The sequence below is a fragment of the Xylanimonas ulmi genome (genome assembly GCF_004216535.1).
Taxonomy (GTDB): domain Bacteria; phylum Actinomycetota; class Actinomycetes; order Actinomycetales; family Cellulomonadaceae; genus Xylanimonas; species Xylanimonas ulmi.
This window is the reverse complement of record NZ_SGWX01000001.1, coordinates 3682132-3698638: the sequence shown is the minus strand read 5'-3', so window position 1 is coordinate 3698638 and position 16507 is coordinate 3682132. Positions and strand designations below refer to the sequence as shown.

Sequence of the window (16507 nt, the reverse complement as noted above, 5' to 3'; positions counted from 1 at the left end):
TGTCCACAACTCACAGACTACCTGCGCGGATAAAGTGGTCGGTATGTCGGACGCCGTGACAGCCACCTCGCCCTCGCACGAGCGAGGCCGGGCGGCGGCGTTCTTCGACGTCGACAACACCGTGATCCGCGGCGCCAGCGCCTACCACCTGGCGCGCGCGCTGTACCAGCGCAAGTTCTTCGGCACGTTCGACCTGCTGCGCTTCGGCGTGATCCAGGCCCGCTACGTGCTGTTCGGCGAGTCGCGCGAGCAGATCGACCAGGTGCGCCAGCGCGCGCTCTCGCTCATCGCCGGCCGCTCGGTGGCCGAGGTCACGGCCGTCGGCGAGGAGGTCTACGACGCCGTCCTGGAGCTGCGCATCTTCCCGGGCACCAAGAAACTGCTCGACGAGCACATCGCGGCCGGCGACCAGGTGTGGCTCGTCACAGCGACACCGGTCGAGATCGGCCGCCTCATCGCACGACGGTTGGGCGCGACAGGCTGCCTGGGCACGGTCGCGGAGCACAAGGACGGGTTCTACACCGGACGCCTGCTGGGCGACCTCATGCACGGGTCGGTCAAGGCCGACGCGGTGCGCTCCCTCGCCGAGCGTGAGGGCATCGACCTCGACGCGTCCTACGCCTACGGGGACTCGCTCAACGACCTGCCGATGATGACCGCCGTCGGGCACCCGTGCCCCATCAACCCCGACGGGCGACTGCGCCGTCACGCGCGCGACGTGGGCTGGCCCATCCGCGAGTTCCGCGGGCGCCGCCATCGAGTCGCCGGGCGCAGCGTCAAGACGGCGTCGTGGGCTGGGGCGGCGTGGGCCGCCGGGCTCGTGGTGCGCGCCATCCGGCGGCAGGTGCGCAAGCGCCTCGACCTGCGCTGAGCGCGGCGGCGCGCCAGGAGGCAGCGCGGCGCTCCACGAAGCAACGAAGCCCGGTCCCCTGGGGGGCCGGGCCTCGGTACGTCACTTCTTGTTGCGACGCTGGTGACGCGTCTTGCGAAGCAGCTTGCGGTGCTTCTTCTTCGCCATGCGCTTGCGGCGCTTCTTGATGACGGAGCCCATGTGGTCCTCCTGGTGCGGGTCGGTCGGTGGAACAACGGTTGGTCCACGACGAGCGGCCAACACGAGAAAAGTCCGTCCGACAGCCTACCTGATCGGCGCCAGTGCCCGGGAAGCGGGGCGCGCACCTCCCCTCAACGCGGCAGGACGCAGGCGGCCTCAGTCGTGATAGGGGTCCAGGCCCCACAAGGGGAACACGTGCCGGCGGGTGGCCAGCACCGCGCGGTCGACGTCGTCGGCCGGGTCGTAGCCCGCCGACCAGGGGCGCCACGCGACCTCCTCGACGCCGATGACGCGCGCGGCGTCGAGGCCCGAGACCGCGGCCACGTGCGCGCGCCACGCGGCCGGCAGGGGCAGCGCCAGGTCGAGCGGGCGGTGCAGCGCCTCCGCCACGAGCGACGACCACACCAGCGGCACCACGTCGACGACGGCGTACCCGCCCCCGCCGAGCGCGACCCACCGCCCGTCGCACAGCTCGTGCGCGAGCTCGTGCACCAGGTGCGCGCCGTGCCGCTGCGCGTCCACGCCCACCCGCAGGTCGCTCAGCGGGTCGCGCGCGTGCGCGTCGGCGCCGTGCTGCGAGACGATCACGTCGGGCCGAAACTCGCGCACCACCGCGGGCACGACGGCCTCGACGGCGCGCAGCCACGGCCCCGACCGCGTGCGCGGCGGCAGGGCGATGTTGACGGCGGTGCCCTCGGCGCCGGGACCTCCGACGTCGGCGGGGTTGCCCGTGCCGGGGAACAGCGTGTGCCCGTCCTGGTGGATCGAGACGGTCAGCACGCGCGGGTCGTCCCAGAACGTGTGCTCGACGCCGTCGCCGTGGTGCGCGTCCAGGTCGATGTAGGCGACGCGGCGCGCGCCGTCGTCGAGCAGACGGCGGATGGCCGCGGCGGCGTCGTTGTAGACGCAGAAGCCCGAGGCGGCGTCGCGATGGGCGTGGTGCATGCCGCCGGCGATGTTCAGGCCGTGGCTCGCGCGCCCGTCCCACACGGCCTGCGCGACGTCGACCGACCCTGCGACCAGGCGCGCGGCGGCGTCGTGCATCCCGGCGAAGACCGGGTCGTCCTCGGTGCCGAGCCCGCGCAGCGGGTCGGCGACGCCCTGCTGCGAGGCGAGGCGCACGGCCGCGACGTACGCGGGGTCGTGGACGGTCTCGATGAGCGCGTCGGGCGCGGGCGGCACGCTCACCACCTCGAGCCCCGGCGCGTCGAGCAGACCGAGCTGCTCCACCAGGCGCATGGTGAGGTCAAGGCGCGCGGGCGACATGGGATGGCCGCGGCCGAAGTCGTAGCGCAGCAACTGGGCGCTCCACACCAGACGGGCCAGCGACATGCGGCCACGGTATCGGACACCGTGGCAGAGTTGGCCCGACGTCCAGGTGTCGAGGGGCAGGGAGGTCCCGGGTGTCGCCCCGACGAGGCAGCCTTCTGGGGTTTCGTGAGCTCGTGGACCATGCGGCGCGGCACTCGCCCGCGCGCCTGGCCCTGACGGTGTTCCTCGGTGTGTGCGCGCTGTTCACGGTGCTGCTCATGGCCCCGTGGGCGACGGCGTCGGGCCGGTCGGTGGCGTTCGTCGACGCCCTCTTCACGGCGATCTCGGCCGTGTGCGTGACCGGGCTGACCGTCGTCGACACGAGCACCTACTGGTCGGCGTGGGGGCTGGTCGTGATCCTCCTGGCGATCAAGGTGGGCGGGTTCGGCGTCATGACGCTCGCCTCGATCCTGGGGCTGGCCGTCTCACGCCGCATCGGGCTCACGCAGCGGCTGCTGACGGCGTCCGAGACGCGGACCGACCGCCTGGGCGAGGTCGGCTCGCTCGTGCGGGTCGTCATCGTGACCTCGACGTCGCTGGAGCTGGCGGTGGCCGCGCTGCTGTTCCCGCGCTTCTTGGCGCTGGGCGAGTCCCTGGGCACCTCCGCATGGCACGCGCTCTTCTACGGCATCTCGGCGTTCAACAACGCCGGGTTCGTGCCCACACCGCACGGTCTGGCGCCGCACGTCGGCGACTGGCTGCTCGACCTGCCGATCATCCTGGGCGTGTTCGTGGGCGCGCTCGGCTTCCCCGTGATCCTCAACATCCTCTCGACGCGACGCAAGGGCCAGCGGACGTGGACGCGCTGGTCGCTGCACACCAAGCTCACGATCGTCACGAGCGCCTGGCTGGTCCTGGCCGGATGGGTGCTGCTGGCCGGGCTCGAGTGGAACAACCCCGACACGTTCGGGCCGCTGCCCGTGGGGCAGAAGCTCATCGCGTCGCTGTTCGCGGGCACCATGCCCCGCTCGGGCGGGTTCAGCACGGTCGACGTGGGGTCGATGCACGAGGGCACCTGGCTGGTGACCGACGCACTCATGTTCGTGGGCGGCGGCTCGGCGTCGACGGGCGGCGGCATCAAGGTGACGACGCTCGCCGTCATGCTGCTGGCCATCCTCGCCGAGGCGCGCGGCGACAAGGACATCGAGGCCTACGGGCGGCGCATCCCGCGCGACACGCTGCGCGTGGCGATCGCCGTGGTGTTCATGAGCGCGACGACGGTGCTGCTCGGGTCGCTCGCGCTGCTGGAGATCTCGGGCGAGTCGCTCGACGTGGTGCTGTTCGAGGTCATCTCGGCGTTCGCGACGTGCGGGCTGTCGACCGGGCTCACGGCCGATCTGCCCGACGCCGGCAAGTACGTGCTGTGCGCGCTCATGTTCGTCGGGCGCACCGGCTCGATGACGTTCGCCGCCGCGCTCGCCCTGCGCGACCGACGGCGCATCGTAAGGTTCCCCGAAGAGCGCCCGATCATCGGGTGAGGCGGAGGCGCAGCGCAGGGTGGGGGCCGAGGAACGAGGCACCCGCCCGAAGCGGAGCCGCAGCCTCACCCGACGACAACACAGGTAAGCCGCAGGTGACAGGAGGTCCGCCGTCGTGCCGGACAGAGGCAAGAAGGAGCCGGAGCGGGACGCCGGTGTGCTCGTGCTGGGGCTGGGCCGGTTCGGCTCGGCGATAGCGAGCACGCTCGACCGCCTGGGCCAGGACGTGCTCGCGGTCGAGAAGGACGAGGCGCACGTCGCCCACTGGTCGGGCCGCCTACCGCTCGTCCAGGCCGACGCCACGAACCCGGAGGCCCTCGAGCAGCTCGGCGCGAAGGACTTCGCGGTCGCCGTCGTCGGCATCGGCAGCTCGCTCGAGGCGTCGGTGCTGGTGACCGCCAACCTGGTGGACCTGGGCACGCCGCAGATCTGGGCCAAGGCCGTCTCGGCCGAGCACGGGCGCATCCTCGAGCGCATCGGGGCGCACCACATCGTCTACCCCGAGTCCGACGCCGGCGCCCGCGTCGCGCACCTGGTCAGCGGCAAGATGCTCGACTACATCGAGGTCGAGGACGACTTCACCATCGTCAAGATGCGCCCGCCGAAGGAGATGCAGGGGTTCACGCTCGCGCAGTCGGACGTGCGCCGCCGCTACGGCGTGACGGTCATCGGGGTCAAGTCGTCCGGGCTGGACTTCCAGTACGCGACGCCCGAGACGCGGGTCGCGGCGAACGACCTCATCGTCTGCGGCGGCCACGCGGACCTTCTGGAGCGGTTCGCCGGGCGTCCGTGAGCGCGCACGTGGGCTTCGCGCGCGCCGGGCCGTGGGAGCATCGCCGCGTGGCTCTGCGACTGACCGGCATCGACCCGCGCGGGATCTCCCGGCTCGTGGACGCGGGGACCTACGCCCGTGGCGAGGGTTACGCCCGCCAGGGCCGGGTCTCGCACCTGCAGTGGAACCCCGGCGAGTCGGTGCTGACCGCGCAGGTGCGCGGCAGCGGCCGCCACACCTACCTGACGTGGGTGTACCTCGACCACGCGGGCCGCGCCGTCGCGGAGGGCGACTGCACGTGCCCGGTCGGCCACAACTGCAAGCACGTGGTCGCCACCCTGCTGCACGCGGTGGGTGGCCCCGGCGCCGCCAGGCGGCCGGCCACCCCGGCGCCCGCCGCGTGGCAGCGTCAGCTCGACCGGGTGCTGTCGGTCGCGACGCCGACGGCGGCGCCCGCCGCGGCCGCGACACCGCTGGCGCTGCAGGTGCGCGTCGACGGCCTGGTCCGCGCCGACCACACCGGCCCGGCGAAGCCGCCCGCGCGCCCCGGGCGCGCCTCCGCACGCTCCTCCGCGCGCGGTGCCGTGAGCGCGTCGGTGCGCCGCCGCGCCGGGGCGGGCGCGGCCGCACACGCGGCGCCCGTCGACCTCGGCGTCTCGGTGCGGCCCGTGCGGCGCAATGCGAGCGGCGGCTGGGCGGCCGGTTGGGACGTGAGCTGGGACGCGCTGCGCCGTGAGCACGACGTCACGCGCTGGGAGCCGCGCGCACGCCAGTGGCTGGCCGAGCTCGGCGCGATGCGCGGGCAGGGGTACTGGGGCGGCTCGGACTGGACGTCGCTCGACGACTTCCCCGGGCGCCTGCTGTGGCCTCACCTGGCGCTCGGCCGTGAGCTCGGCGTGCCGTTCGTCGGGTCGGCCAAGCGCGACGTGATCGTGCTCGCCGAACGCGTCGAGCTCGTGGTGGACGCGACGCGCGACGACGGCGGTGTGCGCCTGGTCCCGCGGGTGCTGGTCGACGGCTCCCCCGCCGTCTCGGCGCTGCGCGGCGCGCTGGGCGACCACGGCCTGTTCACGGTCGACCCACCCGGCACGGCGGCGGGTCAGGACGCGAAGGCCTGGGTCGTCACGCTCGGCCCGTCCCCCGCCCCGCTCGCCCCCGGCGCGGCCGAGCTGCTCACCGTCGGCGCCGAGGTCGCCGTCCCCGCCTCCGACGAGCAGCGGCTGCGCGCCGACTACCTGCCCGCGCTGCGCCGCCAGGTGACCGTCACCAGCAGCGACGGCTCGGTGCCGCTGCCCCCGCCGCCGCGGCCCACGCTGGTGCTGACCGCGACGTTCACGGGCGTCAGCGCCGCCGCGCTGCGCGCCGGCTGGATGTACTCCTCCTCCGACGGCGTCGACGAGGCGCGCCATCACGCGTTCGCCCCGTCGGCCGCCGACGTCGCGCTGCGTGACCTGGACGCCGAGCGCACGCTCGCCGAGCGGGCGCAGCGCGCCGCGCGCGCCGCGGGCTTCGACGACTTCGCCCTGGCCGACCACGTCGAGTGGGAGGGGCTCGCCGCGCTCGACCTCGCCGAGCGTCTGCTGCCCGCACTGGACACGCTCGACGACGTCGAGGTGCGCACCGTCGACCAGCCCGCCTACACCGAGCTGACCTCGACCCCGCAGATCGCCCTGGAGGCGCGCGACGCCGAGGACGCCGACTGGTTCGACCTCGCCGTGACGGTGACGGTCGACGGGCACGCGGTCCCGCTGCCGAACATCCTTGAGGCGCTCGCACACGGCAAGCGGCGGCTGATGCTGGCCGACGGCGCGTGGCTGCGCCTCGACCACCCCTCGCTCGAACGGCTGCGCCTGCTGCTCGCCGAGGCCGACGGCATCGCCGACCGCCGCTCCCCGCAGCTGCGCGTGACCCGCCACCAGGCGAGCCTGTGGGACGAGCTCGCCGAGGTCGCCGACGTCGTCGAGCAGTCCGAGCGCTGGCGCACCGCCGTCGGCGGCCTGCTGGCGCTGGTGCGCGGCGAGGCCGCGACGCAGGGCGCGGCGGACGGCGCACCCGAGGGCGCGACCGGCGCGTTGCCCGAACCCCTGCCGGTGCCCGCGGGTGTCCAGGCCGACCTGCGGCCCTACCAGCGCCGCGGCTTCGAGTGGCTCGCGTTCTGCTGGGAGCACCACCTGGGCGGGATCCTGGCGGACGACATGGGGCTAGGCAAGACGCTGCAGACCCTCACGCTCATCGCGCACGCGCGCGAGCGCCAGCCCGACGCCCCCGCCTTCCTGGTCGTGGCGCCCGCGTCGGTCGTGGCGGGGTGGGCGGCCGAGGCCGCGCGCTTCACGCCGCACCTGCGCGTGGCCACGGTGACGACGACGTCCTCGCGCCGCGACGCGACGCCGCTGCCCGAGGTGGTGGCCGGGGCCGACCTGGTGGTGACGTCCTACGCCGTGTTCCGGCTCGACGCCGAGGCGTTCGCGGCGCTCGACTGGGGCGCGCTGGTGCTCGACGAGGCGCAGTTCGTCAAGAACCACGCGACGCGGGCCAACCAGCACGCGCGGGCGCTGCGCGCCCCGTACAAGCTCGCCATCACGGGCACCCCGCTCGAGAACAACGTGACCGACCTGTGGTCGCTGCTCGCCGTCGTCGCGCCGGGGCTCTTCCCCTCGCTCCAACACTTCCGCACCGACTACGTCAAGCCCATCGAGGCGGCGTCACGGCCCGACACCGACGACGCGATGCGCCGCCACGCGCGCGCCAGGCTCGCGCGGCTGCAGCGCCGCGCCCGGCCCCTGCTGCTGCGGCGCACCAAGGAGCAGGTCGCCCCCGAGCTGCCGGAGCGGCAGGAGCAGGTCGTGGCCGTCGACCTCGCCCCGCGCCACCGCACGGTCTACGAGACGCACCTGCAGCGCGAGCGCAAGCGCGTGCTGGGCCTGCTCGACGACTTCGACGCCAACCGTGTGGCGGTGTTCCGGGCCCTGACGACGCTGCGCCGCATGGCCTTGGACGCGTCGCTGGTCGACCCGGACGCGTACGCGGCGGTGCCCTCCAGCAAGCTCGACGTGCTGTTCGAGCAGCTCGACGAGGTCGTGGCCGAGGGGCACCGCGCCCTGGTGTTCTCGCAGTTCACCGGCTATCTGGGCCTCGTGGCCGAGCGGTGCCGGGCCGCAGGGGTCGAGTTCGCCTACCTCGACGGCTCGACGCGCCGGCGTGCCGACGTCGTCGCCGGCTTCAAGGACGGCACAGCGCCGCTGTTCCTCATCTCGCTCAAGGCGGGCGGGTTCGGGCTCAACCTCACCGAGGCCGACTACGTCTACCTGCTCGACCCGTGGTGGAACCCCGCGACCGAGGCGCAGGCCGTCGACCGCACGCACCGCATCGGCCAGACCAGGCCCGTCAACGTGGTGCGCCTGGTGGCGTCGGGCACGATCGAGGAGAAGGTCATGGCGCTCAAGGAGCGCAAGGCCCGCCTGGTCGACGCGGTGCTCAACGACGACGCCGAGCTGTTCGCGGGCGCGATCGACGTCGACGATGTGCGCGCGCTGTTCGAGGCGTAGCGCGCCCCGCCTCAGGCCACCCGACGCCCTGCCAGCACCCGCTGCAGCACCACGAACACCAGCACGAGCGCGCCGATGACGATGCGCGTCCACCACGACGACAGCGTGCCCTCGAACGTGATGGCGGTCTGGATGAGGCCCAGCACGAGCACGCCGATCAGCGAGCCCAGCACGAACCCCGTGCCTCCGGTCAACAGGGTGCCGCCGATGACGACGGCGGCGATCGCGTCGAGCTCCATGCCCACACCCGTCAGGGAGTAGCCCGATCGGGAGAACATGGCGAACAGCAGGCCGCCGATCCCCGCGCACGTGCCCGAGACGACGTAGACCAGCACCGTGGTGCGTGCCACGGGCAGGCCCATGAGCAGCGCCGATTGCTGGGAGCCGCCGATCGCGTAGACGGTGCGCCCGAACCGCGTGTAGTGCAGCAGCCAGAGCGCGAGCGCCACGACGGCGAGCGCGATGATCCCGGCGCCCGTGATCCGCCACCCGCCGCCGAGGTCGAGGCTGACGTCGCTGAACGAGACGAACGTCTCGTCGCGGATCGGCACCGACTCGGGCGCGATGACGTAGCACAGCCCCCGGGCCAGGAACATCGCGGCGAGGGACGCCACGAACGGCTGCACCCCGAAGACGTGCACCATGACCCCCACCAGCAGGCCGATCACCGTACCGACCAGCACCACCACCGGGATCACCACGGCGGCGGGCATCCCGGCCCGGAAGGCGACGGCGGCCACGATGCCCGACAGCGCCACCACGGCGCCGACCGACAGGTCGATGCCCCCCGTGAGGATCACGAACGTCATGCCCACCGCGAGCGCGACCAAGTGGGCGTTGTTGATCAGGAGGTTCGACAGCACCCGCCCGGAGACGAAGCCCTCGTAACGGCCACCGCCCACGGCGAGCATGAGCGCGAGCACCACGAGCGTGCCGACCACGGGCAGGTACCGGCGGTCGAGCCGCACCCGGCGCGCGGCGCCGCGCAGCATCGTCACGGGCGTGGAGGCCGGGGACTCGACGACGGTCATCAGGCCACCTCCGGGGTCGTGGCGGCGGCCGCGGGCGGCCGACGCCGGGCCGCGAGGCGCTCGCGCACGGCGGGCGACTGGGCCAGGCACACCGCGATCACCACCACGGCCTTGAACAGGGGCGTGACCGACGGCGAGATGCCGAGCATCGTCACCGTCAGGCTCAGGGTCTGGATGACGAGCACGCCCACGAGCGTCCCCGACAGCGAGAACTTCCCGCCCGCGAGCGAGGTGCCGCCGATGACGACGGCGAGGATCGCGTCGAGCTCGATGAACAGGCCCGCGTTGTTGGCGTCGGCGGCCATGGTGTTGGCGGCGATCATGAGGCCCGCCAGGCCTGAGAACAGCGCCGAGACGACGTACACCGACCAGGTCAGGCCGCGCGCGCTGACCCCGGCCAGCCGCGCGGCGGGCGGGTTGACGCCCACCGACTCGATGAGCATGCCCAGCGCGGTGCGCCGCGTGAGCAGCGCGACGCCCACCAGCACCGCGGCCGCGATGATCACGGGGATCGGCAGGCCGAGCCAGAATCCGGTGCCGATCGCCTTGAACGGCGCGCTGGTCACCGTGGTGATCTGCCCGCCCGTGATGAGCATGGCGATGCCGCGCCCGGCGGTCATGAGCACGAGCGTCGCGATGATCGGCTGGATGCCCAGCACCGTCACGAGGAACCCGTTCCACACCCCGAGCACCGCGCACACGCCCAGGGCGAGCGCGCACGCGATCGCGACGGTCGCCGGCGACGCCGGGTCGCCGGCCCCGGCCACGAAGGTCAGTCCGATGGCCCCGGCGATCGCGGCCACGGCCCCGACCGACAGGTCGATGCCGCGCGTCGCGATGACGAGCGTCATGCCGAGCGCGACCAGCAGCAGCGGCGAGCCCTGGCGCAGCAGGTTGATCAGCGACCCGAACAGGTGCCCGTCCAACGTCCGGATCGCGAGGAAGTCGGGCTGGTGCGCCGTGTTGGCGACCACCAGCGCGACGAGCGCGACGACCGGCCAGAACAGCCGATGGCGCAGCAGGTCGTTCACGAGGCCTCCCCGCTCGCGATGAGGTCGACGACGGCGTCCACGCCGACGTCGTCGGTGTTGTCCAGCTCGCCGACCTTGGCGCGGTCGCGCAGCACCGCGACCCGGTGCGACAGGCGCAGCACCTCCTCCAGCTCGGCCGAGATGAACACGACAGCCATACCCTGGGACGCCAGGTCGGCGACCAGGCGCTGAATCTCGGCCTTGGCGCCGACGTCGATGCCGCGCGTGGGCTCGTCGAGCACCAGCACGCGCGGGGCGGTGGCGAGCCAGCGGGCGAGCAGCACCTTCTGCTGGTTGCCGCCCGAGAGGTTGCGCGCCAGCGCGTCCGGGTTCGCGGGGCGAATGGCGAGCGTGGTGATGTACCGCTCGACGATCTCGTCGACCAGCGGGGCGGGCAGGCGGCGGGCCCAGCCGCGGTCTGCCTGCAGCGCGAGCACGATGTTCTCGCGCACCGTGAGGTCGCCGACGATCCCCTCGCCCTTGCGGTCCTCGGAGGAGTAGGCGATCTTGCGGCGCAGCGCGGCGCGCGGGGCGCCGAACCGCACCGCACGCCCATCGACGCGCAACCGGCCCGAGTCGGCGCGGTCGGCGCCCGTCAGGAGCCGCGCAAGCTCGGTGCGCCCCGAGCCCAGCAGTCCCGCCAGCCCCACGACCTCGCCCGTGTGCACGTCCAGGTCGAAGGGCTGGATGGCGCCCTTGCGCCCCAGCCCCACGGCCTGCAGCACCGGACGCGCGCCGGCGCCCGCGACGACGGCGCGGCGCGGCGCCTGGTCGATCTGCTCCAGCACCTCGAGCGAGCCGCCGATCATGTGGCGCACGAGCTCGCGGCGCGGCAGCTCGGCGGTGCGGAACTCCCCGACGAGCCGGCCGTTGCGCAGCACCGTCATGCGGTCGCTGATCGCGTAGACCTGCTCAAGGAAGTGTGAGACGAACAAGATGGCCACGCCGTCGTCGCGCAGGCGCCGCACGACGCGGAACAGCCGCTCGACCTCGTCGGCGTCGAGGCTCGACGTCGGCTCGTCGAGCACCAGCACCCGGGGATCGACCACCAGCGAGCGGCAGATCGCCACGAGCTGTTGGACGGCGAGCGAGTGCGCGCCGAGCGAGGACGCCGGGTCGATGCGCACATCGAGCCGGGCCAGCAGGTCGGCGGCGCGGCGCCGGGTGGTGCGCCAGTCGACGCACCCCGCGCGCCGCGCCTCGGCGCCGAGCATGACGTTCTCCGCGACCGAGAGGTTCTCGCACAGGTTGACCTCCTGGTACACGGTGCTGACGCCTGCGGCCTGGGCGTCGCCCGGACCGCTGAACGCCACGGGCCGCCCCTCGACGGCGACCGACCCGGCCGTCGGCTGGTACACGCCCGTCAGGGTCTTGATCAGGGTCGACTTTCCGGCCCCGTTCTCCCCCATCAGGGCGTGCACCTCGCCGCGGCGCAGCGTGAGGTCGACGCCGTCGAGCGCGAGCACCTCGCCGAATCGGACGGTGATGCCCCGCATCTCGACGACGGCGGTGGCCTCGCTCATGCTCAGCGCTCGCCCCTGCTCAGTACTTGCGGTCCGGGAGCGCGGCCTTGGCGGCCTCCTGGTCAAAAGCCTCGTCCTTCGTGACGATGCGCTTGTCGACCGGCTCGCCCGCCACGACCTTCTTGGCGATCTCGGCGAGGTCCGGGCCCAGCAGCGGGTTGCACTCGACGATGTAGCTGATCTTGCCGTCGGCCAGGGCGGTCATGCCGTCCTTGACGCCGTCGATCGAGATGAGCTTGATGTCCTTGCCGGGCACCTTGCCGGCGGCCTCGATGGCCTCGATCGCCCCCAGCGCCATGTCGTCGTTGTGGGCGAAGACCACGTCGATGTCGGAGTGCGCCTGCAAGAAGCCCTCCATGACCGTCTTGCCCTCGGCGCGCGTGAAGTTGCCGGTCTGCGAGTCGATGACCGTGACGTTGGAGTTGTCGGCGATGGCGTCGGCGAAGCCCTCCTTGCGGTCGATCGCGGGCGCCGAGCCCGTGGTGCCCTGCAGTTCGACGACGTTGATCGGCTCCGTTCCGAGGTTCTGCGAGACCCACTCGCCGGCCCGGCGGCCCTCCTCGACGAAGTCGGAGCCGATGAACGACTCGTAGAGCGAGTCGTCGTCGGTGTCGACGGCGCGGTCGGTGAGGATGACCGGGATGCCCGCCTGCTTGGCCTCCTGGAGCACCGCGTCCCAACCCGACTCGACGACGGGCGAGAACGCGATGACGTCGACGCCCTGGGCGATGTAGGAGCGGATCGCCTGGATCTGGTTCTCCTGCTTCTGCTGGGCGTCGGAGAACTTGAGGTCGAAGCCGTTGTCCGCGGTGAGCGTGCTCTTGATGGAGTCGGTGTTGGCGGTGCGCCAGCCGGACTCGGCGCCCACCTGGGCGAACCCGATGGTGATGGTGTCATCGCCGCCGTTGTCGGCGGTGTTCGCGGAGCTGCCGGAACTGCACGCGCCGAGCGCGAGCAGGGATGTGGCAGCGAGCGCTGCCAGGACGGTACGGCGTGGGTGGTGCGTGCGTGCCATGTCTCCTCCTCGAGACCGCCACCGGAGTGGCGCCGTGACGGCATGAAACCGATGTCGAGGATGTTAACGCTCACACGTGGCGCGGAGAAGTGCCTCGGGTCACAATTTGGTGAACGTCCGCGGGGCGTCGCCCGCCGCTCGCGTGCGCCCCGACGGCGCGCGCCCTCACTCGGTGCGACGGCGCAGCGTCAGCACGCCCAGCACCACGGCGCCCACGATCCACAGCACGATCACGCCGATCGCTCCCCGCACGTCAGCCCATTGCGCACCAGCCGCCAGGTGCTGCAGCGCCTCGACCGCGTAGGTCAGCGGCAGCACGCGGCTGATCCACTCCAGGATCTGCGGCATCTGGTCGCGCGGCATGAGGATCCCGCACGTGATGATCTGCGGGATGATGACCGCCGGCATCATCTGCACGGCCTGGAACTCGGTGCGCGCCGCGGCCGAGGCCGCCAGGCCCAGCGTGCAGCCCAGCACGGCGTCGAGCAGCGCGACCAGCACCACCAGCCCGAGCGACCCGGCCACGTCCATGCCCACGCCCAGCGCGAATCCGACGACGACGAATGCCTGCACGACGGCGAGCCCGCCGAAGGCGAGCGCGTAGCCGGCCACGAGGTCGCCCTTGCGCAGCGGCGTGGTCATGAGGCGTTCGAGCGTGCCGCTCGACCGCTCGCGCTGCGTGGCCACGCTCGTGACCAGGAACATCACGAAGAGCGGGAAGAACCCGACGAGCACCGGGCCGAACTGGTCGAGCACCGGTGTGCCGTCGAACATCCACGCGACCAGGCCCACGATGAGGCACGGCAGCAGCAGGATGAGGGCCACGGTGCGGTGGTCGTGGCGCAGTTGGCCGAGCACCCGGCTCGCCGTCGCGATCGTCAGGCTCATCGGGCGCCTGCGTCGGTGTGCGCGCGGTCGATCAGGGTCAGGAACGCCCGCTCGGCGTCGGGAGCGCCGGTCTCGGCGAGCAGCGCGTCGGGCGTGGTGTCGGCGACGAGCGTGCCCGCGCGCAGCAGCAACAGCCGGTCACACCGCGCCGCCTCGTCCATGACGTGACTGGAGACCAACAGCGTGCGCCCCTCGTCGGCGAGCCGGTGGAACATCGTCCACAGGTCGCGGCGCAGCACCGGGTCGAGGCCCACAGTGGGCTCGTCGAGCACCAGGAGCTCGGGGTCGGCCACGAGCGCTCCGGCGAGCGAGACGCGCGAGCGCTCGCCGCCCGAGAGGGTGACGACCTGCTGGCGCTCATGCCCACCGAGGTCGACCGCGTCGACGGCGGCCGCGACCGCGCCGCGCGCCGCCGCCCCCCGCAGGCCCGCGAGCGCCGCGAAGTACTGCAGGTTCTCGGTGACCGACAGGTCGGCGTAGACCGAGGCCGACTGCGTCACGTACCCGACGCGGCGGCGCAGCGACGGCGACCCCGCGGGCGCGCCGAGCACCTGCAGGTCGCCCGTGACATTGGCCTGGACGCCGACGATCGAGCGCATGAGCGTCGTCTTGCCGGAGCCCGACGGGCCCAGCAGTCCGACGACCCGACCGCTCGGCACGTCGAGGTCGAGGCCTTCGAGGATCGTGCTGCCGCCGCGGACGACGGTCAGCCCGCGCACGCGCACAGCGGGCGGCGCGGACGGGGGCGCCGGGGTCGCGCCCGCGCCGCTCGGCGAGTTATTCACCATGCGGGGAATTGTGCGCCCGCAAGGGCCCGGGCGCAAGGGAGTCGACGTGATCGCCGTCACCCGTGACGCCGTCGGCCCTGACGCCGCGGGAGCGCCCGCCCGTCAACTCGCCCACGAGGTACCGCTCCAGCGTGGGCCCGACGATGGCCGCGACCTCGCGCGCCGGCATCGACGCGATCGGGTCGAGCCCGACGACGTAGCGCGCCAGCAGCACGCCGACCATCTGTGTCGCGGCGAGCGAGGCCCGCAGTCGCGCGCTGTTCGGGTCGAGCCGGGCTGCGATCGGGCCGAGCACCTCGGCCCCGAGGAACTGCGGCAGCAGCGCCCGCCGTTCGGGGTCGCCCAGCACGACGGGCAGCGCGATGCGGATGCCGGCGCCGCCGTCGTCGGCGTCCCAGACCTCCAGCACGCGGCGCACGATCCGCTCGCCGATGCCGTCGAGCGGGCCTTCGACGGCGGCGCGCATGAGCGCGCCCGGGTCGATGTCGGACAGGCCGACCGTGGCGGCGAAAAGCCGCCCCTTGTCGCCGAACCAGTGGCGCACCGTACCCGGGTCCACTCCGGCGCGGCGGGCGACAGCGCGCATCGAGGCGGCGTCGTACCCCTGAGTGAGGAACTCCTCGCGCGCGGCGGCGAGGATCGCCCCGCGCGTCTCCTGCCCCGCAGGCCGCCGCCCCCGCCGCCCCACGCCGTCCACCCCATCACCCACACTCCCATCTAACCCCAGGGGCTCGGCGTTCTTTTCCTGGTCGTGACCTGGCTTGCGCTATGTCGCGATGAGGGCGAGGAACTTCGCGGGATCCCGGTTCGTGGACGCTTGTGCTGCGGCGATGTTCTTGGCGCCGCTTTGGCGTAGGAGGCCCAGGACGAGGTTGCACACGCAGGACCACTTCGCGGCCGGGTTCCCAGTGCGCGCCGTGTGGTGGTCCTCACCCATGGCCATGTCGCGCACGTGGTGGACACGGTTCTCGATGCCCAGTGCATCCTGACCAGGTCGCCGATCGTCGCGATGCCTGCGCGCCCGGCGGGCAGCGAGGTCATGATGTGCACGGTCTCCTGGGTCCAGGACGGCTCGGCCGTCGGCGTCTTCTTCCGCAGGGTCCGGCGGGTGACTTGCCCGACCTGGGCAACGTCTCGCCACCCGCACCCATGCAGGTGTACGCCGAGTGTCACGGTACGCACCGTGCGTTCCTCGACGCGCCCGGGCGCCCGATCCCGGGTGGCGTAGGCACGCACGGCGTCCCAGTCCAGGGCCGCGATCTGCGTGCGGAGCGTGGGCTGGTTGTCCTTGATCGTGACCAAGAAGTGCGTGCTCGTGTCGCGCACGGCATCGGCCATGGACCGTTGGGCGTGCTTGTCGTCCACCGTCACGCATACATCCGGCCCGAGCTCGCCGCGCGTGTGGAGCCGTTCGACCAGGGGCGCCAACGCGCCGGTCGCGTCCCCGCCCACGATCCGGTCCTGCTCGGCGACCACGCCGGTGTCGTGCCACGCAGCAGCGAACATCTGCTCGGCCACGAGGCGCCCACCGGCGCTCGTGCGGGCGCAGCGTAACGTTTTGCCGTCCATCGCCAGGCCACGGATCGGCGCCCGCACCCCGCGGCGCCCACGCACGGCACCGGTGCGCGCTGCCCGGTCGGCAAGCCAGGCATGGGTGATCTCGTCGAACCGGGCGTGGTTAATCTTCTCCAGGACCCGGTTGATCGTGCGCGCCGAGGGCCACCGCCGCGAGGACCAGTGCGAGCACGCTCACCAGCGGGTACCTGCGCCCGAACTTCGAGTGCGGGTCCGGGACCTGCCCCAACCATGCGCGGGCCTCTGCCCGCGCTGGTGGGGCATCTCGCGCGTCCGATCGGTCGCCGCGCGCTCGTCCGTGTGGCCGTCCTTGGCCGCCACGATCGCGGAGGTCGATGACGACCAAACTGCGGTGGCCGCGCTGCGTGCGACCGCGGCAGCCAGGGCCGTGGCGCACTTGAGCACGAGGCCGAGACACTGTGTCAGGAGCGTGCGCGCGTGGCCGCCGTCGCCACTACCAAGCCGAGCTTGCGCCATCTGGCATGGGCCCGTGGAGTCT

At 72.9% G+C, this 16507-nt stretch carries 14 protein-coding genes; 4 read left to right on the top strand and 10 right to left on the bottom strand.

Annotation, left to right across the window (positions count from 1 at the left end; all coding sequences use genetic code 11):
* The first annotated feature begins 43 nt into the window (after positions 1-43).
* Positions 44-871 carry an HAD family hydrolase gene (locus EV386_RS16915; protein WP_130416451.1) on the top strand — a complete coding sequence of 276 codons (828 nt, stop codon included), beginning with the start codon at positions 44-46 and terminating at the stop codon, positions 869-871.
* Between the two features lie 81 nt (positions 872-952).
* On the opposite strand, the gene EV386_RS16910 is transcribed toward EV386_RS16915, so the two are convergent.
* Both EV386_RS16910 and EV386_RS16905 read right to left on the bottom strand, forming a co-directional pair.
* On the bottom strand, positions 953-1051 hold the full coding sequence (locus EV386_RS16910; RefSeq protein WP_003792170.1) for a 30S ribosomal protein bS22: 99 nt from the start codon (positions 1049-1051) through the stop codon (positions 953-955).
* 156 nt (positions 1052-1207) lie between these two features.
* Positions 1208-2383: an acetoin utilization protein AcuC gene (locus tag EV386_RS16905; RefSeq protein WP_130416450.1), complete on the bottom strand. Its 1176-nt coding sequence runs from the start codon at positions 2381-2383 to the stop codon at positions 1208-1210.
* 71 nt (positions 2384-2454) lie between these two features.
* Between EV386_RS16905 and EV386_RS16900 the strand changes: the two genes are divergently transcribed.
* The 3 genes from EV386_RS16900 to EV386_RS18545 all read left to right on the top strand — a co-directional run bounded on the left by EV386_RS16900 (position 2455) and on the right by EV386_RS18545 (position 8157).
* The gene (locus tag EV386_RS16900; RefSeq protein WP_130416449.1) at positions 2455-3840 is read left to right on the top strand and encodes a TrkH family potassium uptake protein; all 1386 of its coding nucleotides are present in this window, start codon (positions 2455-2457) and stop codon (positions 3838-3840) included.
* Positions 3841-3955: 115 nt separating this feature from the next.
* Positions 3956-4633, top strand: a complete 678-nt coding sequence (locus EV386_RS16895) for a potassium channel family protein (protein ID WP_130416448.1) — start codon at positions 3956-3958, stop codon at positions 4631-4633.
* A gap of 47 nt (positions 4634-4680) precedes the next feature.
* Positions 4681-8157: a DEAD/DEAH box helicase gene (locus tag EV386_RS18545; protein ID WP_207216561.1), complete on the top strand. Its 3477-nt coding sequence runs from the start codon at positions 4681-4683 to the stop codon at positions 8155-8157.
* Positions 8158-8168: 11 nt separating this feature from the next.
* Here EV386_RS18545 and yjfF read toward each other — a convergent pair whose 3' ends face one another.
* The 8 genes from yjfF to EV386_RS16850 form a co-directional block, all read right to left on the bottom strand.
* Positions 8169-9188, bottom strand: coding sequence for a galactofuranose ABC transporter, permease protein YjfF (yjfF, locus tag EV386_RS16885; RefSeq protein WP_207216560.1), 1020 nt, complete (start codon positions 9186-9188; stop codon positions 8169-8171).
* On the bottom strand, positions 9188-10219 hold the full coding sequence (locus EV386_RS16880) for an ABC transporter permease (protein WP_207216559.1): 1032 nt from the start codon (positions 10217-10219) through the stop codon (positions 9188-9190). The genes yjfF and EV386_RS16880 overlap by 1 nt, the downstream gene beginning before the upstream one ends.
* A complete protein-coding gene (locus EV386_RS16875) occupies positions 10216-11742 on the bottom strand; it encodes a sugar ABC transporter ATP-binding protein (RefSeq protein WP_130416447.1) in 1527 nt (508 codons plus the stop codon). The genes EV386_RS16880 and EV386_RS16875 overlap by 4 nt, the downstream gene beginning before the upstream one ends.
* Positions 11743-11761: 19 nt before the next feature.
* Entirely contained in the window at positions 11762-12757 is a 996-nt protein-coding gene (locus EV386_RS16870; protein ID WP_130416446.1) for an ABC transporter substrate-binding protein, read from the bottom strand.
* A 165-nt stretch (positions 12758-12922) separates the two neighbouring features.
* Positions 12923-13645, bottom strand: coding sequence for an ABC transporter permease (locus EV386_RS16865; protein ID WP_130416445.1), 723 nt, complete (start codon positions 13643-13645; stop codon positions 12923-12925).
* Positions 13642-14433 (bottom strand): ABC transporter ATP-binding protein, encoded by a 792-nt coding sequence (locus EV386_RS16860; protein WP_130416444.1) that lies wholly within the window; start codon positions 14431-14433, stop codon positions 13642-13644. The genes EV386_RS16865 and EV386_RS16860 overlap by 4 nt, the downstream gene beginning before the upstream one ends.
* Positions 14423-15142 (bottom strand): TetR/AcrR family transcriptional regulator, encoded by a 720-nt coding sequence (locus EV386_RS16855; RefSeq protein ID WP_130416443.1) that lies wholly within the window; start codon positions 15140-15142, stop codon positions 14423-14425. Before EV386_RS16855 ends, EV386_RS16860 begins: the two co-directional genes overlap by 11 nt.
* Before the next feature lie 8 nt (positions 15143-15150).
* Complete coding sequence (locus EV386_RS16850; RefSeq protein WP_130416442.1) at positions 15151-15951, bottom strand: hypothetical protein; 801 nt, start codon at positions 15949-15951, stop codon at positions 15151-15153.
* Positions 15952-16507 lie beyond the last annotated feature (556 nt).